The organism is Pseudomonas gingeri, assembly GCF_013386165.1.
GTDB classification, from domain to species: domain Bacteria; phylum Pseudomonadota; class Gammaproteobacteria; order Pseudomonadales; family Pseudomonadaceae; genus Aquipseudomonas; species Aquipseudomonas gingeri_C.
In genome coordinates this window covers 39237-65767 of the sequence record NZ_JACAOS010000016.1, presented here as the reverse complement: position 1 = coordinate 65767, position 26531 = coordinate 39237, and the positions used below count along the sequence as shown (strand labels likewise).

Below are 26531 nucleotides of genomic sequence, written 5' to 3'. Positions count from 1 at the left end.
AGCTGAGTCAAGAACCGCCTCGGATGGCTCTTTACCATTGGACACAGTGAATTCAAAACGTCCTTTGGAGCCCCCCATGCACAAGTCCCTGCTCAGCGCCTCCCTCGTTGCGCTCGCCCTCGCCGCCCCCTTTGCACAGGCCTACCAGGCCGGTGATGTGATCGTCCGCGCCGGTGCCGCGACCATCTCGCCGAACGACAGCAGCAGCGACCTGAAACTCGATGGCGCGAAGATCTCCGGCACCAAGGCCACGGTGGACAGCGACACCCAGCTGGGCCTGGCCTTCGCCTACATGTTCACCGACCATATCGGCCTGGAGCTGCTGGCCGCCACGCCGTTCCACCACGAAGTATCGGTCAAGGGCCTCGGCCCGGCGCTGGACGGTAAACTGGGAGATATCAAGCAACTGCCGCCGACCCTGTCGCTGCAGTACTACCCGCTGGATGCCAGCTCGAAGTTTCAGCCTTATGGCGGTATTGGCATCAACTACACGATGTTCTTCGGTGAAGACCTGACCAGCCAGCGCAAGGATGAAGGCTTCAGCAACCTGAAGCTGCAGAACTCGGTGGGCCTGGCGGGGCAACTGGGCTTCGATTACATGCTCACCGATCACATGCTGCTCAACGCCTCGGTCTGGTACGTGGACCTCGACACCAACGCCACCGTCGACGGCCCGACCGCCCTGGGCGTAGGCCAGACCAAAGTGGATGTGAAGGTCGATCCGTGGGTCTACATGGTCGGTATCGGCTACAAGTTCTAAGCAAAACCAGCTTTCCATCACCCCATGAAAAAGGCGCCTCGATCAGGCGCCTTTTTCATTGTCGATGATTGACCTCAGCGCCCCAGCAAACGTGCCAACCCAACACTCATCGGCGTCGGTTCGGCCAGCTCGAAGCGCTCCAGCAGCCGCTGGTTGTTCGCCCGCGAATGGCGAATATCGCCCAAGCGCGCTGGCGCGTAAGTCACCGCAGGCAGCGCGCCGACCACCTCGCCCAGCGCCGCCAGCATCTGCTTGAGCGTCGTCACCCGGTTCAGGCCAACGTTGATCGCGCCCTCCTGCACCTGCGGCGCCTCAAGCGCCTGCACCAGGATCTGCACCAGATCGCCGAGGTAGATGAAATCCCGGGTCTGCTCGCCGTCGCCGAAGATGGTGATCGGCAGCCCCTTCAAGACCCGCTCGCAAAAAATACTGATCACCCCGGAATACGGCGAGGACGGATCCTGGCGCGGCCCGAAGACGTTGAATAAACGAAAGATCACCGGCTCCAGGCCATGCTGGCGGCGGTAGAAATCCAGATACTGCTCGCTGGCCAGTTTGTCCGAGGCATAGGGCGTCAGCGGCGACTTGGCGGTGTCCTCGGCGATGGACTCACCCTCACCGTTGTTGCCATAGACCGCCGCGCTGGAGGCGAACAACACCCGCTTGACGCCGGTCTGGCGCATGGCTTCGCAGACATTCAGGGTGCCGATGAAGTTGCTCTGGTGGGTGCGCACCGGGTCTTCCACCGAAGCCTGCACCGAGGCCACCGCCGCCAGGTGCACCACGGCCTGGCAACCGCGCATTACCTGCACCACCAGGGCGGCATCGGCCACATCGCCTTCAATCAGTTCGACCCGGGGATTGTCCAACGCCAGGTTGCTGCGCTTGCCCGTCGACAAGTCATCGAGGATGCGCAGCGAATAACCCTGTTCCAACAACGCTTCGGCCAGGTTCGAGCCGATAAAACCGGCTCCGCCGGTGATCAGAATGCAGCCATCAACCATGACGATAGAATCTGTCCAATAACGCCGGCAACGCTGCCCGCCAGGCACGCGGCTTGATCCCGAAGGTGTGGAGGATTTTCTTGCAGGCCAGCACCGCGTGCTGAGGCTCTTCCGCGGCATCCGGACGCGCGGCGTGGGCCTGGGCGGTCGGCGCCTCGATGGCCAGCGGGTGCAACGGCCGGGCTTCGCTGAGAATCGCCTGGCCCAGGGCCAGCGGCGTGGTCGCCTCATGGCCGGCGTAGTGGTAGGTGCCCCACAACGGCGCAGCACAATCGAGTTGTTTGAGCACCGAAATGATCACCCGGGCCGCGTCGTCCACCGGCGTCGGATTGCCACGCCGGTCATCGGCCATCAGTAATTCATCAGGCTTTTCGGCCCGAGCCAGGAAACGTCCGAGGGCGCCGTCGGCACTGTCGTCGAGCAACCAGCCAAAGCGCAGCAATACGTGTTGCGGGCAGGTGGCGCGGACACTTTGCTCGATCCGCCACAACGCCTGGCCGCGCAGGCCCAGGGGCACAGGTTCGTCCTTTTCGCTGTAGGCCGTGGCCCGCGAGCCGTCGAACACCCGGTAGCTGGAAGGTTGCAGGAGAATAATGTTGTGGTGCTGGCAGAGTTCGGCCAGCCGCTCGACCGCACGTTCCTGGTCGGCCAGGCGCGCTTCGCCGACCGTCTCCGCCTGGAACCAGTCGAAGTAGAAGGCAAGGTTGATCAACGCATCCGGACGGGTGTCGTCGAGCAGTTGCGTGAGGGTCGCGGCGTCCCAGCCGTCTTGCGGCGGACGGGGGGCGAGGAAACCGATGTCTTCCTCCGCACCCAGGCGAATCAGCGCCTGCCCAAGGGCATTTCCGCCGCCCAGTAACATAAGGCGCATTCGCATAGAGTCAGCAGGCCCAGGTCTGTTCAGAACGATGGTGGTTAGCGGAAAGCCTATGGCCTTGCCGCTGGTAATAGCCAGAATCGTTGCATTTTGCGGGTTTTGCGCGCAACCGTCACGGATAAAGTGCCAGAAAGCGCCCATCGGCTTGCAACTTGGGCCCCACGACCGCATAAATAAACCCATGAATCTTCCCGAATCGGCCCATGACGCCCTGGCAGGTTTCCACCCGGCCGTCAGCGCCTGGTTTCGCAACACTTTCCCGGACGTGACCGGCGCCCAGGCCCGTGCCTGGCCGCTGATCCGCCAGCGCCGCTCGACGCTGATCGCCGCGCCCACCGGCTCCGGCAAGACCCTGACTGCCTTTCTCGCGGTGATCGACGAGCTGGTTCACCAGGGTTTGGCCCAGGGCGGCGAGCTGGCAGACGAAACCCTGATCGTCTATGTCTCACCGCTCAAGGCCTTGTCCAACGATATCCGCATCAACCTGCAGGATCCGCTGGCGGGCATCACCGCGCAACTCGAGCGCCTGGGCCTGCCGCCGCTGTCGATCACCAGCGCGGTGCGGACCGGTGACACCCCGCAGAACGAACGCACTCGCCTGCGCAAGACCGCGCCGCATATCCTGGTGACCACGCCGGAATCGCTCTATGTCCTGCTCGGTTCCGATTCCGGCCGACGCATGCTGGGCACGGTTCGTACAGTGATCGTCGACGAGATCCACGCCATCGCCGCCAGCAAGCGCGGCAGCCACCTGGCCCTGAGCCTGGAGCGTTTGCAGGCGTTGTGTAGCGAGCCGCTGCTGCGTATCGGCCTGTCCGCCACGCAAAAGCCCATCGACGCGGTGTCGCGCTTTCTGGTGGGCAACGGGCGCCCCTGCGAAATCATCGATATCGGTCACGCCCGCCCCCGCGATTTGGGCATTGAAGTGCCAGCGGTGCCGCTGACGGCGGTGATGGCCAACGATGTCTGGGAACTGGTCTACGAACGCCTGGCCGAACTGGCCCGGCAGCATCGCACCACGCTGATTTTCGTCAACACCCGGCGCCTGGCCGAACGTCTGGCCCGGCATTTGAGCGAGCGCCTGGGCAAACAAGCCGTGGCCGCCCACCATGGCAGCCTCGCCAAGGAACAACGCCTGGACGCCGAACAGCGGCTCAAGCGCGGTGAACTGCAAGTGCTGATCGCCACCGCCTCGCTGGAACTGGGCATCGATATCGGCGAGGTGGAACTGGTCTGCCAGATCGGCTCGCCGCGCTCCATCGCCGCCTTTTTGCAACGAGTCGGCCGCTCCGGCCACCAGGTCGGCGGCACGCCCAAGGGCCGACTGTTCGCCACCTCACGGGACGAGTTGATCGAGTGCGCCGCCCTGCTCGACTGCGTACGCCGGGGCGAACTGGATACCCTGCTGATTCCCCGCGCACCGCTGGATGTACTGGCCCAGCAGATCGTCGCCGAAGTCAGTTGCCAGGAATGGCAGGAGCAGCCGCTGCTGGCGCTGATCCGCCGGGCCGCGCCCTATGCCGAACTGGACGAGGCCCACTACCAGGCGCTGCTGCGAATGCTCGCCGAGGGTTTCAATAGCCGCCAGGGCCTGCGCAGCGCCTATATTCACCGCGACGCCCTGAGCCATGGCCTGCGCGGACGCCGTGGCAGCCAACTGACCGCCCTCACCAGCGGCGGCACCATCCCGGACAACGCCGACTACAGCGTGCTGCTCGAACCCCAGGCCCTGAATATCGGCACGGTGCATGAAGACTTCGCCGTGGAAAGCATCGCCGGAGACGTGTTCCAGCTGGGCAACAGTTCCTATCGCATCCTGCGGGTCGAGGCCGGCAAGGTGCGGGTCGAGGATGCCCACGGCCAGCCGCCGAGCATCCCGTTCTGGCTCGGCGAGGCGCCGGGGCGCAGCGCCGAACTGTCCTTTGCCGTGGCGCGCCTGCACGCTCAGTTGGATGCGCTGTTGGGCGCGACGCCGGGGGACTTGCAAGCCAGTCTCGACTGGCTGCGCCAGACCCTGGGCCTGGACCCGGCCAGCGCCGAACAGATCGTCGAGTACCTGGCCCGCGCCCGGCTATGTCTGGGCGCCCTGCCGTCCCAGGACACCCTGATCATGGAGCGTTTTTTCGACGAATCCGGCGGCACCCAACTGGTGATCCACACGCCGTTCGGCAGCCGGATCAACCGCGCCTGGGGCCTGGCCTTGCGCAAGCGTTTCTGCCGCACCTTCAACTTCGAATTGCAGGCCGCCGCCAGCGAAGACGCCATTGTGCTGTCGCTGTCCACCAGCCATAGCTTTGCCCTGGATGAGGTCTGGCGTTACCTCAACAGTCGCACGGCCGAACCTGTCCTGGTCCAGGCCGTACTCGACGCTCCGCTGTTCGGCGTGCGCTGGCGCTGGAATGCCGGGGTCGCGCTGGCGCTGCCGCGCTTTATCGGCGGGCGCAAGGTCGCGCCACAGATCCAGCGGATGAAAAGCGAAGACCTGACCGCCTGCGTGTTCCCGGACCAGATTGCCTGCCTGGAAAACCTCGCCGGCGAGCGCGAAATTCCCGACCACCCGCTGGTGGAACAGACCCTCGATGACTGCCTGCATGAAGCCATGGACTGTGAGGGTTGGCTCGCCCTGCTACGGCGCATGGAGGCCGGCGAAGTGCGGCTGATTGCCCGCGACCTGCCGGCGCCTTCGCCCCTCGCGGCGGAAATTCTCAGCGCCCGGCCGTACACCTTTCTCGACGATGCGCCACTGGAGGAGCGTCGTACCCAAGCGGTGCTGAACCGACGCTGGAGCGACCCGACCAGCACCGACGACCTCGGCGCGCTGGATGCCGAGGCGATCCAGGCCGTGGCCGAGGAAGCCTGGCCCGCGCCCAATGGCGAAGATGAAATGCATGAGGCGTTGATGAGCCTGGCGGCGATCACCGACGCCGAAGCCCAGGCCAATCCCTTGTGGTCGGTTTGGCTTGAGGCGCTGGCAGTACAAGGTCGCGCCACGCGCTTGCAAATCGACGCGACCCACACGCTATGGACCGCCCTGGAACGCCTGACCTGCCTGCAGGCACTTTATCCACAGGCTGCGCTGCAACCTCCCTTGCAAGCACCAGCAGGTTTTGATCAACCCTGGACGATCGACGAGGCCGCCGTCGAAGTGGTTCGCGCCCGCCTCAGCGGTTTTGCCCCACTGACACTGCCCGAGATCGCCGAGCCCCTGGCGCTGTCCAACAACACATTGACCCAAGCGCTGGCGAAGCTGGAAAGCGAAGGGTATGTGCTACGCGGTCAGCTCAGCCCAGGCACACGTCAGGAACAATGGTGCGAACGGCACCTGCTGGCGCGCATCCACCGCTACACGGTCAAGCGCCTGCGTCGGGAAATCGAGCCGGTGGCGGTGCAGGACTTCATGCGTTTCCTGTTCGACTGGCAGCACCTTTCTCCCGCCTGCCAGGGCCAGGGCAGCGCCGCCCTGGCGATGATCACCAGCCAGTTCGAAGGTTATCCGGTCGCCGCCGGGGCCTGGGACAGCGAGGTGCTGGCCGCGCGCCTCAAGGACTATTCGCCGACCTGGCTGGATGAGCTGTGTCGCTCGGGCAAGCTGGTCTGGGCGCGCCTCAGTACTCGCGGCAAAAGCGCCAGCGTAGCCTCACGCACGACGCCGGTGGTGTTGCTGCCCCGTGGCCAGGTCGTGCTGTGGAGCAGCTTGGCCGAACAGACGGCGGTGGAAGAATTGTCACCGCGCACGCAAAAGGTCCATGCCGCGCTGAGCCAACACGGCGCGCTGTTTTTCGATGAACTGCTGCACGAGGCCCACCTGCTGCCCACGGAATTGGAAAACGCCTTGCAGGAGTTGGTGGGCGCGGGTTGGGTGAATGCCGACAGCTTCGCCGGCCTACGGGCGCTGATCACCCCGGCCAGCAAACGCCAGGCCCGCAGTTCCCGGCGTGGCCGTGGGGCCTTTGTCGGCGGCATGGACGATGCCGGACGCTGGGCCCTGTTACGACGCCCGGCGGTGAGCGTGGCGGCAGATGGGCCGGTGCCGGCCGAGACGCTTGAACATATCGCCATGACCTTGTTGCGCCGTTACGGCGTGGTGTTCTGGCGCTTGCTGGAGCGGGAGGCGGATTGGTTGCCGAGCTGGCGGGAGTTGCTGCGCACCTTTCATCGGTTGGAAGCCCGGGGCGAAATTCGCGGAGGGCGTTTTGTCAGCGGCCTGTCGGGTGAGCAATTTGCCTTGCCGGAAGCGATCCCGTTATTGCGCGAGGTGCGTCGACGCCCGGCGGACGGCAGCCTGGTCGCGGTGTGCGGCGCCGATCCGTTGAATCTGGCGGGGACTTTATTGCCGGGCGACAAGGTGCCGGCACTGGCGGGCAATCGCCTGGTGTATCGCGATGGGGTGCCGGCTGCGGCCGAGATTGCCGGCAAGCCGGTGTACTGGTTGGAACTGGATCAAACAGCCGCCGCCGAAGTCCGAAAAAAGCTGATCGTGCACAAACTCTGAGACCACCACAGACCGGCTCTTTGTAGATACCGTCTTGCCCGCCAACGCGCAATGATGATCGACGCGGCCCCCTGTAGGAGCTGGCTTGCCAGCGATGAGGCCCTCAAGTCCTGCGGCGCTCTTGCGGCCGCCATCGCCGGCAAGCCGGCTCCCACAGGACCGCATCTCACCACAAAAATATCGTGCTACCGATCTCTCTGTAGGAGCAAGCTTGCTCGCGATACAGACGACGCGGTGGGTCAGGTAGGCCGCCATCGCGAGCAATCGAGCGTCGACCGGCTGCTCCTACAAGGAACCGTGGCTGGAGCCTATTCCGTGGTGGGTACTCTAGGCGCCAGCATCACCGGCTGTGGATAATTCTGCGCGAAATGCACCCACGGGCTCTGGTCCACCCGCTTCTTCAAGCGCTCGTTGAACGCCCGGCTGATGCTGTACTGGCCACCCGAGATCGTGCGGAACTGCGCCGTCAGCACCACGCCGTTGAGGTCCATGCGGTCGACCCCGAACACCTCCAGCGGACCTTGCAGATTGAACTTGAGCAGCGCGTCCTCGCTGATCGAGCGCCCGGTTTCCCGAATCAGCTCAGTGGCCTTGTCGACATCGGTGTCGTAGGTGAACTGCACCGAGAAAAACGCAAAGGCGAATTGCCGCGACTGATTGGTCACCGCCTTGATCTGGCCGAACGGCACCGAATGCACGAAACCCTTGCCGTCACGCAGGCGCAAGGTGCGAATGGTCAGGCCTTCCACGGTGCCGGCATGACCGGAATCGAGCACCACCCAGTCGCCGATGGACAGGGTGTCTTCAATGATGATGAACAACCCGGTGATCACATCCTGCACCAACTGCTGGGAGCCAAAACCGATGGCCAGCCCCACCACCCCGGCACCCGCCAGCAGCGGCGCAACATTGATTCCCAGATTGGCCAGGGTGGTGATCGCACCGATTACCAGCAGGATCACCTTCAACGCATTGCGCAGCAACGGCAGGATGGTTTTCGCCCGCATGCTCGGCTGTCGCGAAGCCCGGCGGTTGATTGGCGGCTTGAGCGATTCCTGGATCGCGGTATCGAGGACCACCCAAAGCAACCAGGTCGCCAGCAGGATCAGGCCGATGCGGCTGAGGGAATCGCTGATGGCCCGGCCCACCGTATTCTGCTCGGCGAATTCATACAGCGAAAAACCCCAGATCCGTCCCAGCAGCTCGATAAAACCCACCGCCAGGGCGATGCGCAGCACCGCATGGAGCACGCTGAGCAAGCGCTCCTTATACACGCTGCTGCGCTGGATCGCTGTCGCGCCACGGGATTTGAACAGGTGCTGGAACACGGTGCTGAGAAACACCGTGGCAATCAGCAGGACGGTGGTCAACAAGGCGCAACGCAAGGCTTTCTGGCTATCTTCGCCGGCACCGAGCAGATTGACCGTCGAGACCAGCACCATCAACAGGATCGGCCAGTACCACAACCCGGAAAAAATCCGCAGCGACTCCTGCAACGCCGGCTGCTTCAGGCGCTGGCTCAGCGTGCGGTTGCGGATCAGGTGAGCCACCGGGCGCCGTAGCCTGAACACCAGGACGCCGAACAGGATCGAGGCGAACAGCGCGGTGAACACGGCGACGCTGCTGGTGATATTGCCCCCCAGTTGCAGGGCGATCTGCGGGCTGGTGAGGGCGTCGCTCAACGCGGCCAGAAAGCCGATGGCAAACAGTGGGCGCGGGCTGTCGGCGCGAATGATCCGCACGGCCTGGCGTTTGTGAGCGAAGTTGAACAGCACCGTCAGGCAAAGCAGTGCCGCACTAGTGAAAATACCGCAACTGGTGGCGTAGCACAGACACAACGCCAGTGCCCGTCCCGCCGACGCCTGCAGAAAGTGGCTGACATAGAGGGTCAGCGGCAGGGAAAGCGGCGCCGGCAACAAGTAAGGCAGGAGATAGCCCAGGACGGACTGGCTGCGCTCACGGGGCTGCAACCAGCGGTGCTGGTTGATACGCCGCACGGCGAAGCGCCCCAACGCGGCCAAGGCCGCAAAACTGCCGAGCCACACCAGCGACAACAGCAGGAAATCGCCGACCACGCCCCAGGGCGAACGCTCGCGGGCCTGGTTGACCAGTTGGTCCATCTCGTCGGCGGCCCGATCGGCCCGCAGGCGCCAGGCATCGAGCAGATGGCCGTTGAGGTCGAGTTGATTCTGCGCGTCATCGATGCTCGAACTGAGGGTGCCGAGCAATCCGCCCTGGACCAGTACGGTGGGTTTCGCGGGTGTGGCGGCGGGTGCCGTAGTCGTGGGCGCAGCAGGTAGAGCAGCGGCCAGAACCGCAGGCGCGGCGCCCGCCCCACCACTGGCGCACAGGAGGAACAGGGTTAGCAGTCGCGTCATATTGAGCTTGGACAAAACCGGACACCTCATCAGCCGTCTCTGTAAGAGACTGAGTGCTGATGGGGCGGCAAAGTTCGCTTGCCCTGCCCGACGGATGCAGGCGTGGTGGAGGAATCGCCTGGAAACGCGGCTCGGGGCAGCACGATACTTTCGTGCTGAGGCGCGATCCCCTGTAGGAGCCAGCTTGCTGGCGATGGCGTCAGCAAGAACGCTACCAGGCTCGAGGGCCTCATCGCCGGCAAGCCGGCTCCTACATGGACCGCGTCGTTCGTCAGGGAACACATCGACCAAAGTGATCGCGGGCAAGACGGCATCTACACGGAACACGGTGCTCTCAAGGTTTCGTCAGGCGCCTGATATTTGCCCCCGGATCAAATATGTTGTGCCATTACCTGTATTTTTCCGCACAAGTGAAACAACGACACTGCGCTCCTGATCAAACCTACCGGAGTTGCAGCCATGCCCATTGCCTTGCTGGCGCTGACCCTCAGCGCCTTTGCCATCGGGACGACCGAGTTCGTCATCGTTGGCCTGTTACCCACCATCGGCGCCGACCTGGGTGTCGACCTCCCGTCCGCCGGCCTGCTGGTCAGCCTCTATGCCCTGGGTGTCGCCATCGGCGCTCCGGTGCTGACCGCCCTCACCGGCAAGGTCCCGCGCAAACTCTTGCTGCTGTCGCTGATGGTGCTGTTCACCCTCGGCAACCTGCTGGCTTGGCAAGCGCCGAGCTACGAATCGCTGGTCCTGGCGCGAATCGTCACCGGCCTGGCCCATGGGGTGTTCTTCTCCATCGGCTCGACCATCGCCACCAGCCTGGTGCCGAAGGAAAAAGCCGCCAGCGCGATTGCCATCATGTTCACCGGCCTGACCGTGGCCCTGGTCACCGGTGTGCCGTTGGGGACTTTTATCGGCCAGCACTTCGGCTGGCGCGAAACCTTTCTCGCCGTCTCCGCCCTCGGTGTGATCGCCTTTATCGGCAGCCTGATCTATGTGCCGAAGAATATCGCGCACAACAAGCCGGCATCGCTGATCCAGCAACTGCAAGTGCTGAAACAACCGCGTCTCCTGCTGGTATACGCGATGACCGCCGCCGGTTATGGCGGCACCTTTATCGCCTTTACCTTCCTGGCACCAATCCTTCAGGACATCTCCGGCTTCCAGCCTGGAACCGTCAGCCTGGTGCTGCTGATCTACGGCGTTTCGGTGGCGGTGGGAAATATCTGGGGCGGGAAACTGGCGGACAAGCGTGGTCCCATCGGTGCTCTGAAACTGATTTTCCTGCTGCTGGCGGTGGTGCTGTTCGTGCTGAGCTTCACTGCCGGCAATCCGTGGCTGGTCCTGCTGACCGTGCTGGCCTGGGGCGCAGTGGCCTTCGGCAATGTGCCGGGCCTGCAGATCTATGTGGTACGCCAGGCCGAACATCACACGCCGCAAGCGGTGGATGTGGCTTCGGGCCTGAACATCGCCGCCTTCAACCTCGGCATTGCCGGTGGGGCTTGGGTCGGTGGCTTGATCGTCGCCCACCTGGGGTTGATCCATACCACCTGGATTGGTGGCTTGGTGGTGCTGGTGGCCCTGGCGCTGACGGCCTGGAGCGGTCGACTGGATCGACTGGGGCCGGTGTATGCCGAGCCTGCGCAAGGTTCGGCGCGGGTGGTGGGCGGACACTGAGGCCTGCCTGGAAACACACTCCCTTGTAGGAGCCGGCTTGCTGGCGATGAACGATAACGCGGTCTCCCTGAAACACCCCAGCGTCCGCATCGCCAGCAAGCCGGCTCCTACAGATTTTGGGGTGACGACATTTTGCAATAAACGCCGATTTTGCAGGGGCCATGTTCAGGCCTTGGGCTTGATTACCCCACACTCATTTGATAAATACGAAGACTCGTAGCTCATTTGAACCCCCAGTGTAATCAATCATGCGACGACAGTTCGATGACCTCATGCTCGGCAGCATCGAGCTGTTTTGCCTGGCGGCCGAGGCCGGCAGCTTCACGGCGGCCGCGCAGGTGGCCGGGGTCACGCCGGCGGCGGTGAGCCGTTCGATCTCACGGATGGAAGAGCGCCTCGGCGTGCGCCTGTTCACCCGCACCACCCGCAGCGTGCGCCTGACCGAAAGCGGTCGCAGCTACTTCGAGCAATGTCGCCAGGCCCTGAGCCAACTGACCGAAGCGCAACGCGAAGTCATGGGCAAGCAGCAGGAGCCGTCCGGTACCTTGCGCATCAGCATCCCGACGCCCTACGCCCATCACCGCATCCTGCCGCTGCTACCAGCCTTTCATGCGCGCTATCCGGCGGTGAAAGTCGAGGTACATATCAGCAACCGCAATATCGACTTCGTGGAAGAAGGCTACGACCTGGCGATCCGGGTGCGGGTACTGCCCGACTCAGGGCTGATTGCCCGGCACCTGGAAGACGCCGCGCTGGTGGTGATCGCCACGCCTGAATATCTGCAACGGAGCGGTACGCCGCAAACCCTGGAAGACCTGCAACAGCACGAGTGCATCCAGTTCGAGCTGCCCAGCAGCGGACGCCGGATTGCCTGGCTGTTCAAGGACGCCGAAGGCAAGGACCGGGAGCTGCTGGCCGAGAGCAGCTACTGTTGCTCCGATGATGTACTGGGCGGAGTGACACTGGCGAAAAACGGCGCCGGGTTGTTCCAGACCTATCGTTTCATCGTCGAGAAAGCACTGGCCGACGGTTCGCTGGTGGAAGTGCTCCAGCCCTTCGCCGGGCGCTCGCGGCCTTTCACCCTGCTCTATCCACACGGTCGGCATGTGCCATCGCGCCTGAGGGCATTCGTGGATTTCCTGCTGGAGCATCGGCAAAGCTGGAACGCCTGAAAACCACGGAAACAGAGCCCGAGGTGTCTTGGCCCTCAATCTGCTGAGATGATCCCCTCATCGCCCAGGCGCTTTATCAATCCTGGCATTGTCGCGACAAACCCGAGGCGTTGCGACTCACGCTCAAGCCCGTTCCATGCCTCGGCGCTCGGGCGATCACGGCGCTGCAACCACTGCCCGGCCGCGTCGATCAAACGCACATGATGGCTGACCCAGGCACACATCATGCCGGGGGCAACGTCCGCCAAGCCCTGGGCGTGTCGACTCGCCTGCGCAAAATCACCCTGAAGCAGGCAAGTTTCAGCAGCCGCCACCCGGAAACGCAGGACGTTGTGCGCCAGGCCGTCCTGGGTCAGCAAGGCTTCCCCCTGTATCAGCGCCTCACGGCTCAGGCGTTCATCGTCGACCATCAAGGCCAGGCTGCCGTAGACCCACGGGCCGATGTAACGCTGCAAGGCGAAACGCTCCACCAGGGCAACGGCTTCCCGGATCAGCGCCTGCGCCCCGGCGTGGTCGTTGCGGCGCAACGCGACGCGGGCCAGGCCTTCCAGCAAAATCGCCTCGAAACGGTTGGCGCCGATGCCACGGGCCAGCGTCAGGGCCTCCTCCAACTCCAGCCCCGCCTGCGCGTCCCGTCCCGTCGCCAGCAGCACCCAGGCGGCCGTCAGCCGGGAAAAGATCTCCGCACGACGGTTGCCGATCTGCCGGCTGCACACGGCAGCGTCCATGGCGTCACGCAGGGCCAGCTCCGGCTGCCCCAGGTAAAAATGCGCCGAACCACGTGCGCTGCGATTGCCCGCCTCGACATGCCTCAGCCCGTGCCGTTCGCACAGGCGCACGCACTGGTCGAAAACCTCATAGGCCGTCTGCATCCGCCCCTGGGCGTAGTAGGAGTCGCCGATGCCGCCCAGGGCCTTGGCTTCGGCTTCGAGGTTCGCCGCAAGACGCGCGAAGGACAGCGACGCTTCATGCAGGCGACGGCATTCGGCGTAGTCGCCCCGGGGAAAATAAATATTGCCATGCAGTTGATACAACCGGGCCAGTGCCGTGTTCGCCTGCAAGGTACGGGCGATGGGCAGAATCGCCTCGATCAGCCGTTCTTCGTCCTCCAGGCAATCGAGGGTATTGAGGATCGGCGCCAACCCCAGGGCGGCCGCGATCCGCTCCTGGGCGTGCCCAGCCAACACCAGCGCCCGCTGGAAACAGTCCCGCGCCTGTGCCGTCTGTCCCAGGCCCGAATGCGCTTCGCCGCAGCGCAAAGCCCAGGTAAAGCTAGCCGCGGCACGCTCGGCGAAATCCTCGCATTGCTGGCCCAGCACAAGCGCGCTGTCGTACTGGCAGGCCTGGATTTTTTCTTCCATGGCCAGCAGCAGCGCATCGAAGGCCGCCGGATCACTTGCCCGTAACAGATGCTGGGCATACAGGGTTCGATCACGTTGGCGATACAGGTTCGCGACCTCACGGTGCAACTGCTTGCGCAAGGCATCCGGCAGCGCGTCATACAAGCAGTGCATGACCAGGTCATGGACGAACATGTAGCGGCCAGGCTCGGTCTCGCGGAGCAGGCCTTGGCGGATGTCCATGGCCGGAAGGTAATGGGGCTGCCCCAGCGCTTCGCGCCAAAGCACCAATTCGAAGCGGTTGCCGAAGATCGCGGCATAACGCAGGGCACGACGCTGCTCGGGCTGCAGCCTGTCGAAACGCGTCTGGACCAGATGGCGCAGGCTGTCCGGGAAAACACCTTCGCGACTCGACAGCAGTTGCGTCAGGTACAACGGATTGCCCTGGGCGCGCTTGACGCAGTCGGCCCGATAGACCGGATCGACCTCAAGGAACTGGTCCGCCAGCACACTGGCTTCACGCTCCCGTATCGGGGCGATATCCAGCAGGCTCATGGGGTTGCTGCAATGCAGGCGCAGCGCACTTTCGAGCGGATCGCCCTCATGACGCGAGGTCAACAGCCAGACCACCGGCGCCTCGTCGGTGGCATCGAGCAACTTGCCGAGCATCGTGCACAGCGCCTCATCCCCCCAGTGCAGATCCTCGATACAGATCAACAACGGTTGTTGCACCGCCACCCGCAGCACCAGTTGCAGAAGCGCCGCCAGCAAGCCCTGGGTCCGCTCCTCGTTGCTTCGCCCCGCATACTGCGAGAGCGAATGCCCGACAGGCTCATCGGCCGGATGCACGCCCGTCAGCACCCGCAGGAACATCCGCTGCTCGTCTGCCAGTTTCAAGCGCAGCAACGCAGTTTCCAGCGCAACTGTCCCCACCGGGGAAGGCATCCCCAGGCCGAGCAGGCTTTGCACCAACTGCCCCAGGGGCCACAAGCTGCCGTCCATGCCAAAATCCAGCACATCGCTGCGATGACAGGCAAAACCGCCTTGCCGGGCCATTTCGAGGAACTCGCTGACCAGGCGGGTCTTGCCGATACCGGCCATGCCACGCACATAGACCACATGCCCGTCCTGATACGCTTGAGTGGCCTCGATCACGCCTTTGAACTGCAGCACTTCCACAGCCCGCCCGACCAGCGGGCGCGGCGCATTTTCGTCAAGGCGACGCGCACGCAGGCATTGGCGATAGGCGGGAAATCCCTCTTGCGTCGCGCCAAACTCGAAGCGCTCACGAAGTTGCTCCACCAGCCCTCGATCGACATGGATCGGTGCATGGCCGTGCGCATCGGGGCGGTTGTGATCGAGCAGCCGTTGCAGTTCCTCGTTGACCGCCAAGGTCTCCGTGCCCTGGCGAACCAGCCGCAACACAATCCCATGGCCGGGCCTCACGAACTGTTCCCGGCTCAGCGCCAGGGCGCATAACAGGCCGCGCTCGCTGTCGCTGCGGTACGCCTGCGGGGCGCCGAACTGCGCCACGACGACGCTACCCGGACGCTCTAGCGGCACGCCACCGAACTGGCGAACCAGCCGCTCGATCTCTTCCCCAAACGAGGCACGTTGCTGCACAGTGAAGGCCGCCTCACGCCCATCGGTTTCAAAGCAGAGCTCCAGCACATAGCGGATCACGTCCTCATCGAGCTGAAGCACGGTCTGCGTGGCCAGTACGCCTTCGTGCAAATCGACAATCGACTGCTCGATATCCGCCAGGGCGACGGTGACCGAATGCCCCAGCAAAGCCCCGACATCGACCTCGAAAGCCGTCGCCAGGTGACGGGCCGTGCGGTAGAGCACCGGCTTGCCCGTCTCGGCACGCTTGATGGAAGCAATCGACACGCACAGGTGCCGGTTCAGGCACGCCTCGGCCAGGGTTTCCTGGCTCAGGCCGTGCTTTTTGCGCAGCCCTTTCAGCAAGCCGGCATCCAGTAGCACACGCCCATCGGAAACCGCGGGCGCGCGCTCGGGCAAAACAGCAAATGCGCTTTGTCTGTAGTCCATTTCAATCGTTCCGACGGCACCTGACAACCGCCCGAGTGTACTCCACATCTGATACCGAACAGATACCGGACTGACACCGCTCTGGACTGTCTCGTCGGTGTCCGGCTGCCGATACTGGAACCGTTCTGGCACATACCGGAACTGTGCCGCTACCGCTGACTTACACTGGTTTCGCGAGCGGCATGTAGCGTACCGTTCAGTTGACGGTGTGACGAAGTAAAGGATGATACTCGCCGACCCAGCCGGTGCCGGGTCGGCCAGCATTGAACAGGCGGCGGGCCATCGCCGTCTTGGCTGTCTGACCCTGACCCTGGCGGTGCAAGCACGATGCAAGTCTTCAATTCTGTGTCTTTTATCGGTGATGGCGTTGAGGTCGATCTCGACACCGCCGCCTTCCCTTATCTGTACAACGACCATGGCCTGGCACGGCTCAAGGCCCATGAGGAAGGTCGATTGATCCAGCTGACGCCGGAGAATCCCGAACTTGAACGGGGTGCCCGTTATGCGGGCATTACCTGGAAGCCCAAGAACATACCCACCAGCAGTGGCTCTTACACGATCAAGTCGTTCGACTTCGGCGTCAGCGAAGTACGTTATGAGCCCCTGTGGGCCACCGAAGAAACCGCGCAGGCCTTTGGCATGACCCTGCTTCGCAGCGGTGAATGCATGCGCTTCGACTACGACCAACTGATCCTCGGTCAGTACACCTACGGCAAGTGGGCCGGTCACCAATCGCCCTACCTTCCGCTGGCGCGGCAACGCGAGTTGCTGACCTACAACCCGACCGACCTGGAATACCACGCCTTTGCCCACGGCTTCTTTTGCCTCTATGGCCGACTGCCGCTGGTGATCAGCGTGGCGCGCTGGCGGCCCTTCACAGGGGAGATCTTTCTTGCAGACTTGTGGGTACGGCCCGGGGACGCGCTGATACTGCCGCCCAAGACCTTTCCCGATGCCCCACCGCCAGGCGCCCCCGTGGCGCAACAACGCCTGAAGATCGTCGATATGCATGGCAATCGAAACTCGGCACTCGCCTGCTGGTTCAAGGATGGCGAGGACGGCCTGTTGACGGAAACCATCCTGGCGAATCAGGACCTGATGAACTCCGAGGCGGGCAAACCTCACTATCACGAAGAAAAGACACCGACCCGGCATGAAACACCGGAAGGTTTCTCCTGATACGCTCGCCACGACATGCCCGGGCTCGCCCGGGTTCAGTCGCCGCTCACATCGACCAGCGCCAGGCTGACGCAGCGCATCGCCAGAACGGTGGTCGGGTCCACCAGCGCCACACGGTGCCCGCGCACCTGGAAGTCGTCGCAATGGCCGAGCACCAGGGGCAACTCCGTGCAGCCAAGGATGATCACCTCAGCGCCCAGTTCACACAGGTGCTCGACCGCCAGCAGCAGTTGCTCCTTGCACAGGCCCTCGGTGAACCCTGCCTTGATGCCGCGCTCACCGTAAATGGCGTTCATCACCAGTTCCTGATAATCGAAGCCGGGAATCAGCAGGGTCAATCCGGCGTGCCGGGCGGCCTGATGATAGACCTGGCTCTGCACCGTGCCCGAGGTCGCGAGCAAGCCGATGTGCTTGCCACTACCGTGCTGCCGGGCAATCGCCTCGATGGTTTCACTGAGCATGTTGACGATCGGTACCCGCAGGTAAGGCTGCAGCCGTTCGACGAAGGCATGGGCGGTGTTGCACGGAATCGCGATAGCTTGCGCGCCGGCACTTTCCAGGCGCTTGCAGGTGGCGTAGAGCGCCAGGGTCGGGTCGGCTTCGTCGAACAGCAGGTTGGCCGTGCGGTCCGGGATCTGCGGGTTCTGCTCCACCACCATCTTGATATGTTCCTGGTCACGTCCCCCCGAGGTGTGGCGGACCACCTTGGCCATGAAATCCACGGTCGCCGCCGGGCCGACACCGCCGACGATGCCCAGTTTGAACGGCACATGGGGCGTCTGGTCATCGGCCGTGGTCACGGCGGCGGCATAGATCTCGTTGATATCGAGCACGCTCAGGCCACGCCGCTGCAAATCGGCGCAGACCAGCGACAGCTCGGTCAGCCCCGGCACCATCAGGTTCGCACCCTGCGCCTGCAGCGACAGGCAGGCCTGGTACACCCCTTCCAGCGGTACGCCTTGCAGGTAGCCGTCCTTGATCCCGTTGAGACCGTACATGGCCTCCATCAGGGCGCGCTGGTCCGGCTCGGGCGGATAGACCAACTGGAAGTCACCGCCCAGGTAACGCTCGAACAAACCGGAGTGGCGCACATAGTCCGAGGCCAGAATCCCCAACCGCGTGCCCGGTTCGGCGATACGGCGAATATGCTCGACCAGGGCCGCCATCAGGTCGAGCACCGGAATCCCCAGCTCCTGCTGGATCTCTTCGCGGAACGTCTGGCTGGCGAAACAGGGCAGCACCACCGCGTCGATCCCACCCGCCTCAAAGGATTGGCAGACCTGGAACACGTAGAACTTGCGTGCGGTCATGCTCGCTTCGCGGTCCAGGGGCAGCAGCACGTCCTTGAACGGATGCTGTTCGAACAGGAAGTGATAGCGCCCCTGATCCGCGAGCACCGCCCTGGACTTGACCAACTTGAAGAACAGATCGCCGCCGGCCAGCGAGCCGAGGCCACCGACGATGCCCAACCTGCGGGCGACTGTCGGCGTTTCGGATTTTTTGCCTTGTGTGTTCATGGTCGAGGTTCTCAAGCCGCGCTCGCCGATGGACGCGCCAGCGCCACAGACGAGACGGCGGGCAACTCGTCCTGCTCCTCCTCGGCCTCATGCACTTGCTCGGCGCGAGCAACCACCGCGGTGGCGATACTGTTGCCGACCACATTGGTCGCGGTACGCGCCATGTCGAGGAACTGGTCGATGCCGATGATCAGCAACAGCCCGGCTTCCGGCAGGTTGAACATCGGCAGGGTCGCGGCCACCACCACGACCGAAGCGCGGGCCACACCGGCCATGCCTTTGCTGGTGACCATCAGGGTCAGCAGAATCAGCAATTGCTGGGTGAAACTGAGCTCGATGTTGTAGGCCTGGGCGATAAACAGGATGGCAAAGGACTGATACATCATCGAGCCGTCGAGATTGAACGAGTAACCCAGGGGCAAGACGAAGCTGGATACACGCTTCGGGGCGCCGAACTTCTCCAGGGCCTCCATGGTTTTCGGGTAGGCGGATTCGCTGCTGGCGGTGGAAAACGCCAACAGGATCGGTTCCTTGATCAGTTTGCCGAGGGTGAACACCGAGCGGCCGAGAAACAGGTAACCGGCGCCAAACAGCACGGCCCAGAGCAGCGCGATCCCCAGGTAGAACTCGGCGATCAGCTTGCCGTAGTCCAGCAACAGGCCAAGGCCTTCGGTGGTGATTGCACTGGCAATGGCGGCGAACACACCGATGGGCGCGAAGGCCATGACGTAGTCGGTGATCTTGAACATCACCTTGGCCAGCTCATCCACCAGGCTGGTGATGCGGGTGAAACCGGCCTGCTTCAGTCCGGCCAGGGCGAAACCGAAAAACAGCGAGAACACCACGATCTGCAGGATCTCGTTGTTGGCCATGGCTTCGGCAATGCTGCGCGGGAACACATGGCTGACAAACACCTTGAGGCTGAAGTCGCCGGTGTTCACCACCTGGGCCACGGCCGCGCCCTGCTCGACGTGCAGGTTCATCCCGGCACCGGGCTGGAACAGATTGACCAGCAGCATGCCGATCAGCAGGGAGATCAGCGAGGCGCTGACAAACCAAGCCATGGCGCGGGTGCCGATACGGCCAACCGAACGCGAACTGCCGAGGCTCGCGATGCCGCCCACCAGGGTGGCAAATACCAGGGGCGCGATAATCATCTTGATCATTCGCAGGAAAATGTCGGTGACCATTGAGAAGTAGGCGGCGATGTCCTTGGCCGACTTGGCGTCCGCCGCGAAGTGATGGCACAGCCAGCCGACCAGGACACCGGCGGCAATGCCGATGGCGATATGACGGGGCAATCTGTTTTTGCTCATGGTGTTTCCCTCAAGTCTGTTATCGGTTTTTTGCTTGGCAGGAAAAAAATCGTCGGCCTGGCGGCTCTACGGCCACGGGCCCAAATACATCACTTACTCCGCGCCCGGCTCCCTTGCCGACACCCTCCTCCGGGGTGAACACGGTCACTGTAGGAGCCAGCTTGCTGGCGATGGCGCCCGCCTGGCCGATGCAGGACAGGCAGATCTCAACGCCAGCGGTGTCCATGGACCGATTCTAGGACGAGCCCGACTGGCAGATGATGAGTAATCGCCATCACCCAATGCGCTTTTGGAATAGTTATAAAAAAGCCGACAAAGACCGCCAGGCGCTGACGTAGACTTCGAGTCACCGCGACCGAGGTGGGCAGCATGCAAATCAAGTGGCTGGACGATCTGCTGGCGATCGAGCAACACAAGAACTTTTCTCGAGCCGCCGAGGTGCGCTGCGTGACCCAATCGGCCTTGTCTCGGCGTATTCGCTCATTGGAGGACTGGGTCGGCGCACAACTGGTCGACCGTGGCACCTATCCGGTGCAACTAACCCAGGCCGGCCAACTGTTTTGCGAACAGGGCCGGGAGGCGTTGGCAGCGCTGCTGGAGCTGCGCTCGACCCTGCGCCAGGATGAAAAAATGCCCGGGCGCTCGATCCAGGTCACGGCAGGGCACAGCCTGTCGATCACCTTCCTGCCCAAATGGCTGGCGCAATTCCAGAAGCACCACGAGCCGTTCAACGTGCGGGTGGTCGCGGCGAATATCCACGATGCGGTGATTGCCCTGGCCGAAGGCAATTGCGACCTGATGATCGTCTACCACCACCCCCAGGCGCCGATCCTGATCGACGCCGACAAGTTCGCCAGCCTGCCTTTGGGCCGAGACGCCTTCCTGCCTTTCTGTGCGCCGGACCGTGGTGGCAAGCCCATGTTCCGACTGCCTGGGAAATCCGGAAAGCCGGTCCCGTACCTGGCCTATACCGCCACGACTTTCCTTGGCCGGGTGGCCGATCTGATCCTCAGAAACGCACCCACGCCGAGTGTCCTGACACGTTGCTATGAGGCCGACATGACCATGTTGCTGATGCAGATGGCCATCGAAGGGTATGGCGTGGCTTGGCTACCGCAGAGCGCCGCCGCCCCGGCCCTGGATAGCGGGCAACTGGTGAAGGCCGGTGGCAATGAATGGAGCAGCGAGCTGGAGATCCGCGCCTATTGCTCACTGGCTAACCAGAACCCAACCATGCGTGAGTTGTGGGAAACCTTGGGGAAGGCTTCGCGGGAGGTGGGTGAGTAGGTGATGGCAGCTTATCTCGTTGGTATCCCGTCCTCACCTATTGCGCGCCTTTCAAGATGAGGGTCCCGAACGCCAAGACCCAGACAGGGGCTGATCACTACCGCAAGTCAGCACGAAGGTCACGCACGCCCCGCCCAAGACGTTGGCGCAGCAACGTGCGCAACGTCGCCCCGTCCACATAACCGACCTCGGCCGCGATGGCTTCGAGGTCCAGACCACTGCCATGCAGAAGTGATTGTGCCCGCTCGACGCGCAGATCCTGGAAATAGGAGAGCGGCGACTTGCCCAGCACCGCTTCGCAGCGACGCTGCAAGGTACGGGTACTGGTTGCCAGCGCCTTGGCGGCGTCCTGTAGTGAGAACCCCGTCTTGAGATGATCCCGCGCCCAGCGTTCGAAGCGCAGGATGAGCGGATCCGCCTGGGCCAGATGGTTGGGAATGATATACGGCGCTTGCAAGGTGCGGATGTCTGCCAGCAAGTACCGGGAAACCACACCTGCCAGCTCCGGGCTGGCCTTGCGGATCAGCCACAGGGCAAGATCGAGGTGCCCCATCGCCGCACCGGCGGTGACCCCGATATCAGTGGGCACCAGCATGAGCGACTCGTCGAGCAGCACCTTCGGGTAGCGTTGCCGGAACAGCGGCGCGAGCCACCAGGTGGTGGTCGCCCGGCGATGGTCGAGCAACCCGAGTTCCGCAATCAGAAAGGTGCCGATACAAGACGCGGCGAGCTGGGCACCCTGGGCGTGCCATTTCAGCAACTGCTCCTTGGCCTTTCTCACGTCCGGCCGGTCGAGCGCCGGAACCAGTACTTCCGGCGTCCCGGTACCGAGGGCCGGAACGATCACCCAGTCCGGAGTCAGGTCTGCCGCAATCGCCTGCACCGGTATCGTCAGGCCCTGGGCGGAGCGGACCTTCTTGCGCACACCAACGAGCGAGACCTCGAACAGCGGGCGCCCGCTTTGTCCGATGGAAAATTTGTTGGCCAGGGAGAACGAATCCAGCAGGACGGTCAAGCCGGTATCGAACACCCCTTCGAGGGCGAGCACGGAAATTCGCATGGCGTAAATGCCTACAAAGTTGTCATTTGCGACGATACCAGCCTCGCCCTTCCGCGACTAGATTGGGGGCTCCAAACATCCCGCAATCAACGAGGAATCACTGATGAAAGTTTTCGCGATCGGCTCGATCAATTCCCTGACCCCGGAACAGAAACAACAGCATATGCCAGGTGAAGTCCCGGCCACGCTCAAGCTTTACCTCGAAGGCAAGATCGAACAATTCTGGTTTCGTGAAGGTGCACCCGGAGTCATTTTCCTCATGAACGTGGAATCGGTTGAGCAAGCCAAGGCGGAGGTCGATGCACTGCCGCTGACCGTGGCGGGCCTGATGACCTTTGAGTTCATCCAGGTTGGCCCGCTGGCGCCGTTGGGGTTGCTGATTCAGGGCAAGTAAGCGCGGCCCACCCATCTGGCTGTCACTCCCAGGCGGCCAGCTGGTTTTTCTGGAAATCGAGACAGCCCTTTAACAGGCTGCGATCCCCGAGCAATGGAAGCGACCAGAAGACAGGACAGATCGGGAGACTTAAGAAAAAGTTGAGATCACCTGCAAATCTCAAGATTTTATTGGACCGCTAAAGAAAAACTGGGCGATCTGATCAAAAGTGAGGATTTTCACCATCGATAGGGTTGGCTATACCAATTGAAATTTTTCGACTTAAATACACCCCGCCAGTCACATTGCAGCGCCTCACTGTGCGCGCTACCTTTTCCTTGTCGTTGTCAATTCAGCGACCGGGCTTGGTAACCCGACCAGATACAGGCGCAAACAGCGCCCAATCACGATTGCAGGCGTTTTTTTGTGTCCGCATTTTTCGTGCAATGGCAGCTGTGCGTGGGAGGGCTTCGGTCCTGCCGGGTTCCTGTATCTCCGGTTTACCAACCTGCGCACAGCTGCCACCCATTCGCTTGGTAACGAACGTGGTAGCTCTCACTTTGATACGGGAGTTTTATCCATGCAGGCTTTCAGTACGCTCGTAAATCTCGCTTTCCTCTCAACATTCGGCAGTCCTCAGAAACACAACCATTTCATGACTGATGCCGGAGGTGTGCAATGAGCGATTACACCGACATCAAAACCCTCGGCGTCATCACCTTCTCTCAGTGTGGCTCCCAAGGTCGTGAACTGTTTCGCGTAAGCCCTGGTGTTCCCATTCTGGAGGCCATGGAGCACGCGTCCCTTCTGCTTTATTGCTCCAAAGCACTCGCCCTTGATGCCGCACTGGAAAGCGATGGCGAGCGCTATGCCTGGGCATCGCATTACCTGGGTGAGATGGGTAAAGCAGTCATCGATGATTTGACGCAGGGGATGTTGCCCAGAACCTCGGTGTAGGCAGGTGGTGACAGGCAACAAATGCACACAGAAAGTGTTCGACGGTCGGATCACCCAGCGCTATAGTCTGCACATTGTAGCTACAACGAGCTGGGAGATTTGACTCATGGCACACACTGAAGTGGTACGTACCCGAATCGACAGTGAGCTGAAAGCGAGCGCCACGGAAATTCTCGATGGGATGGGCGTAACGGTTTCTCAGGCAATTCGTATGCTTCTGGTGCAAATCGTTCAGGATAAAGAACTTCCCTTCAAAGTGAAGGCTCCGAACGCCAAGACCCGGACGGTGATGGAAGCCACTGATCGTGGCGAAAACCTGCGCACGTACGAAAGCACTGAAGCCTTGTACAAAGATTTGGGTATTTGAAATCAAAAACGGCGCCTCACGGCGCCGTTTCTACTTTGCGGCCTTACTCGAACAACTCCTTCACGGTGCCCGTACGTTCCAGAGTAATGGTCGCAGCCTTGGCATCACATCTGTAGATCATCCACCAGTCAAAACCGATCTTGCAGTTCCATCGTCCCCAGGTGCCTGGGATTGGATTATCACAGCAGTAGAGCGGCAGCTCCCGTTGGTGGACAAGATCCTCAATGATCGGCTTGATCCGGTCGAGGTCCTGGCCAAGACCCTTTTGGGTCTCAACGTCCAAGACAAATTGCTCCGTAATTTCGATCTTTAGCATTCGTTTCTCCATCAGAGAAAGAGATTCGCTCATCTGATGAAACTGAAAAAACAGTTACATTGGATTTATTTGCCCGCGATTTCATATTCCAATAATGCCAAAGCAGTTGACGGCAAAGGGCCGCGATTGATGGCCTTTCTCTTGGACTTTTGAAACATAATGAGTATGAAAAAACCTCAAGGGCGAATAAAACCCTCGCCACATGGCCTAGGATCGGAGAACAGAACTCTACCTAAGCGACAGGGCTAATACCCTTTCTGTGAAAGTAAAAATGTAAAAAAAACGCCTCGAAAAGGTGGTTTTTTTGTGGAAAATTTAATATCCAAATACCGTCTCAGGCATGAGGAATGCTGTAACCCCGCCAGCCCAAGGCGGAACACCGCTCAAAACAAAAGGCCCCTGGCTGTTAACCAAGGGCCTTTTGTGTATCAGCAACAGCTCTTAGAACGGAATATCATCATCAAAGCTGTCGAAATCCGGAGCCGGCTGCGGTGCGGCCTGCTGTGGCGCCGGGCGCGATTGCTGCGGGGCCGACTGCTGTGGACGCGGAGCTTGCTGGCGAGGAGCCTGCTGACGTGGTGCGGACTGATCGTAGCCACCGCCTTGTTGGTCGCCCTGTTGTGGACGGCCGCCCAGAAGCTGCATGGTGCCTTGCATGTCGACGACGATTTCAGTGGTGTAACGCTTGATACCGTCTTTTTCCCACTCGCGAGTCTGCAGCTTGCCTTCGATGTAGACCTGCGAACCTTTACGCAGGTACTCGCCGGCAATCTCGGCAACCTTGCCGAACATCGACACACGGTGCCACTCGGTCTTCTCGACCTTCTGACCGGTCTGCTTGTCGGTCCACTGTTCGCTGGTCGCCAGACTCAGGTTGGTCACGGCGTTGCCATTGGGCAGGTAGCGAACTTCAGGATCCTGGCCGCACGTGCCGACCAATATGACTTTGTTAACCCCACGGGCCATAACGTTCTCCTAGGCTTCGCACGCTTGTGGCGCTGGTTCATTGACCAGGCGCTCAAGGGTCGTGCGATCCAACAATTCGGTGTCCAATTTGATGTAAATGGCAGCCTCTTCGGCCACCACTACTGCATCGGTTACCCCTACGATCGCCTTAAGGCGCTCGACCAGACCTGCTTCGCGGATCGCTTCGGGCGATAACGGCACGCGCAGGCTCGTCACATAGGGAGGTTCGCGCATGGTAACAGCAAAGGCCAGCCAGAGGGCAGCCAGACCGGCGCATCCAAGGAAAACCGCCGACAAACCGCCATGCTGGAACATCCAGCCGCCCATGATCCCGCCGAGCGCGGAACCGAGGAACTGGCTGGTGGAATACACCCCCATCGCCGTGCCCTTGCCGCCCGCCGGTGAAACCTTGCTGATCAGCGATGGCAAGGAAGCTTCCAGCAGATTGAACGCGGTAAAGAACACCACCGTACCAATCACCAGGGCCCGCAAACTGTCGCCGAACTCCCAGAAGAATAGCTCAGTGAGCATCAAGGTCGTCACGGCGCCGAGTAAAACTCGTTTCATTTTGCGTTTCTTCTCGCCATAGATGATGAACGGGATCATGGCGAAGAAGGAAATCAGCAGCGCGGTCAGGTACACCCACCAGTGCTGCTCCTTGGGCAACCCGGCTCTTTCCACCAGGGCCAGGGGCAAGGCCACGAAGCTGGACATCAGCATCGCGTGCAAGACGAAGATCCCCAGGTCCAGGCGCAACAGGTCGGGATGCTTGAGGGTCGGCAGCAACGCCTTGCGGGCCACTCCGGACTCACGATGCTGCAACGGACCAGTGGAACGCGGCACCATCAAGGCGATGATCAGGATCCCCAGCAATGCCATGCCGCCGGTGGCCAGGAACAATCCCGACAAACCGAAGGCACGGGTCAGCAAGGGACCGACCACCATCGCCACGGCGAACGACAGACCAATGGTCATGCCGATCATCGCCATGGCCTTGGTCCGGTGCTGTTCGCGGGTCAGGTCCGAGAGCAAGGCCATGACCGCAGCGGAAATCGCCCCGGCGCCCTGCAGGACCCGGCCGGCAATCACGCCCCAGATCGAATCGGCATTGGCCGCGAGCAAGCTGCCCAGGGCGAATACCACCAGCCCCAGGTAGATCACCGGGCGTCGGCCGATGCGGTCGGAAATGATCCCGAAAGGAATCTGGAAAACCGCCTGGGTCAGGCCATAAGCACCAATCGCCAAGCCAATCAGGGCCGGTGTCGCCCCCGCGAGATCCATCCCGTAAGTAGCCAGAACCGGCAACACCATGAACATGCCAAGCATACGGAAAGCAAACACCAGGGCCAGACCGCTTGCTGCGCGGGTCTCGCTGCCACTCATGCGTTCGCTGTGGGGATCGTGCATGGAAAAACCTCGTGTGAACCGGCGGCGATTCTACCAGTCC

At 62.1% G+C, this 26531-nt stretch carries 19 protein-coding genes; 9 read left to right on the top strand and 10 right to left on the bottom strand.

Translation table 11 applies throughout. From position 1 onward, the window contains the following. Positions 1–76 precede the first annotated feature (76 nt). The gene (locus HX866_RS16610; protein ID WP_177095642.1) at positions 77–760 is read left to right on the top strand and encodes an OmpW/AlkL family protein; all 684 of its coding nucleotides are present in this window, start codon (positions 77–79) and stop codon (positions 758–760) included. A gap of 74 nt (positions 761–834) precedes the next feature. On the opposite strand, the gene HX866_RS16605 is transcribed toward HX866_RS16610, so the two are convergent. Together HX866_RS16605 and HX866_RS16600 are read right to left on the bottom strand one after the other, a co-directional pair. Then, entirely contained in the window at positions 835–1764 is a 930-nt protein-coding gene (locus HX866_RS16605) for an NAD-dependent epimerase/dehydratase family protein (protein WP_177140117.1), read from the bottom strand. Further along, the gene (locus HX866_RS16600; RefSeq protein WP_177103226.1) at positions 1757–2641 is read right to left on the bottom strand and encodes a sugar nucleotide-binding protein; all 885 of its coding nucleotides are present in this window, start codon (positions 2639–2641) and stop codon (positions 1757–1759) included. The genes HX866_RS16605 and HX866_RS16600 overlap by 8 nt, the downstream gene beginning before the upstream one ends. A 181-nt stretch (positions 2642–2822) precedes the next feature. On the opposite strand from HX866_RS16600, the gene HX866_RS16595 reads away from it, so the two are divergent. Continuing rightward, positions 2823–7133 carry a DEAD/DEAH box helicase gene (locus HX866_RS16595; protein WP_177140116.1) on the top strand — a complete coding sequence of 1437 codons (4311 nt, stop codon included), beginning with the start codon at positions 2823–2825 and terminating at the stop codon, positions 7131–7133. Positions 7134–7441: 308 nt separating this feature from the next. Here the strand turns inward: HX866_RS16595 and HX866_RS16590 are convergent, their stop codons facing one another. Beyond that, positions 7442–9511 carry a mechanosensitive ion channel family protein gene (locus tag HX866_RS16590; RefSeq protein ID WP_177096921.1) on the bottom strand — a complete coding sequence of 690 codons (2070 nt, stop codon included), beginning with the start codon at positions 9509–9511 and terminating at the stop codon, positions 7442–7444. A gap of 459 nt (positions 9512–9970) precedes the next feature. Here HX866_RS16590 and HX866_RS16585 point away from each other — a divergent pair, with 459 nt between their 5' ends. After that, entirely contained in the window at positions 9971–11182 is a 1212-nt protein-coding gene (locus HX866_RS16585) for an MFS transporter (RefSeq protein WP_177140115.1), read from the top strand. Between the two features lie 248 nt (positions 11183–11430). Further along, positions 11431–12354 carry a LysR family transcriptional regulator gene (locus tag HX866_RS16580; RefSeq protein WP_177124426.1) on the top strand — a complete coding sequence of 308 codons (924 nt, stop codon included), beginning with the start codon at positions 11431–11433 and terminating at the stop codon, positions 12352–12354. Between the two features lie 35 nt (positions 12355–12389). On the opposite strand, the gene HX866_RS16575 is transcribed toward HX866_RS16580, so the two are convergent. After that, positions 12390–15746 (bottom strand): ATP-binding protein, encoded by a 3357-nt coding sequence (locus tag HX866_RS16575; RefSeq protein WP_177140114.1) that lies wholly within the window; start codon positions 15744–15746, stop codon positions 12390–12392. A gap of 327 nt (positions 15747–16073) precedes the next feature. Here HX866_RS16575 and HX866_RS16570 point away from each other — a divergent pair, with 327 nt between their 5' ends. Next, positions 16074–16925 (top strand): hypothetical protein, encoded by an 852-nt coding sequence (locus HX866_RS16570; protein ID WP_177124428.1) that lies wholly within the window; start codon positions 16074–16076, stop codon positions 16923–16925. Positions 16926–16960: 35 nt separating this feature from the next. On the opposite strand, the gene HX866_RS16565 is transcribed toward HX866_RS16570, so the two are convergent. Further along, on the bottom strand, positions 16961–18442 hold the full coding sequence (locus tag HX866_RS16565; protein ID WP_177140113.1) for an amino acid racemase: 1482 nt from the start codon (positions 18440–18442) through the stop codon (positions 16961–16963). 11 nt (positions 18443–18453) lie between these two features. Continuing rightward, entirely contained in the window at positions 18454–19758 is a 1305-nt protein-coding gene (locus HX866_RS16560) for a dicarboxylate/amino acid:cation symporter (RefSeq protein ID WP_177124430.1), read from the bottom strand. Between the two features lie 369 nt (positions 19759–20127). Here HX866_RS16560 and HX866_RS16555 point away from each other — a divergent pair, with 369 nt between their 5' ends. After that, the gene (locus HX866_RS16555; protein WP_177095621.1) at positions 20128–21045 is read left to right on the top strand and encodes a LysR substrate-binding domain-containing protein; all 918 of its coding nucleotides are present in this window, start codon (positions 20128–20130) and stop codon (positions 21043–21045) included. Between the two features lie 97 nt (positions 21046–21142). On the opposite strand, the gene HX866_RS16550 is transcribed toward HX866_RS16555, so the two are convergent. After that, the gene (locus HX866_RS16550) at positions 21143–22105 is read right to left on the bottom strand and encodes a GlxA family transcriptional regulator (protein ID WP_177095619.1); all 963 of its coding nucleotides are present in this window, start codon (positions 22103–22105) and stop codon (positions 21143–21145) included. A 103-nt stretch (positions 22106–22208) separates the two neighbouring features. On the opposite strand from HX866_RS16550, the gene HX866_RS16545 reads away from it, so the two are divergent. The 3 genes from HX866_RS16545 to HX866_RS16535 all read left to right on the top strand — a co-directional run bounded on the left by HX866_RS16545 (position 22209) and on the right by HX866_RS16535 (position 23802). Beyond that, positions 22209–22499: a hypothetical protein gene (locus tag HX866_RS16545; RefSeq protein ID WP_177095617.1), complete on the top strand. Its 291-nt coding sequence runs from the start codon at positions 22209–22211 to the stop codon at positions 22497–22499. 657 nt (positions 22500–23156) lie between these two features. Further along, complete coding sequence (locus HX866_RS16540) at positions 23157–23435, top strand: DUF3077 domain-containing protein (protein ID WP_177095615.1); 279 nt, start codon at positions 23157–23159, stop codon at positions 23433–23435. Positions 23436–23541: 106 nt separating this feature from the next. Beyond that, on the top strand, positions 23542–23802 hold the full coding sequence (locus HX866_RS16535; RefSeq protein ID WP_177095613.1) for a type II toxin-antitoxin system RelB/DinJ family antitoxin: 261 nt from the start codon (positions 23542–23544) through the stop codon (positions 23800–23802). 43 nt (positions 23803–23845) lie between these two features. On the opposite strand, the gene HX866_RS16530 is transcribed toward HX866_RS16535, so the two are convergent. The 3 genes from HX866_RS16530 to HX866_RS16520 all read right to left on the bottom strand — a co-directional run bounded on the left by HX866_RS16530 (position 23846) and on the right by HX866_RS16520 (position 26491). Next, on the bottom strand, positions 23846–24118 hold the full coding sequence (locus tag HX866_RS16530; RefSeq protein WP_177095612.1) for a type II toxin-antitoxin system RelE/ParE family toxin: 273 nt from the start codon (positions 24116–24118) through the stop codon (positions 23846–23848). A 441-nt stretch (positions 24119–24559) separates the two neighbouring features. After that, a complete protein-coding gene (locus HX866_RS16525; protein WP_177095610.1) occupies positions 24560–25084 on the bottom strand; it encodes a single-stranded DNA-binding protein in 525 nt (174 codons plus the stop codon). Between the two features lie 9 nt (positions 25085–25093). Beyond that, entirely contained in the window at positions 25094–26491 is a 1398-nt protein-coding gene (locus HX866_RS16520; RefSeq protein ID WP_177095608.1) for an MFS transporter, read from the bottom strand. Positions 26492–26531 lie beyond the last annotated feature (40 nt).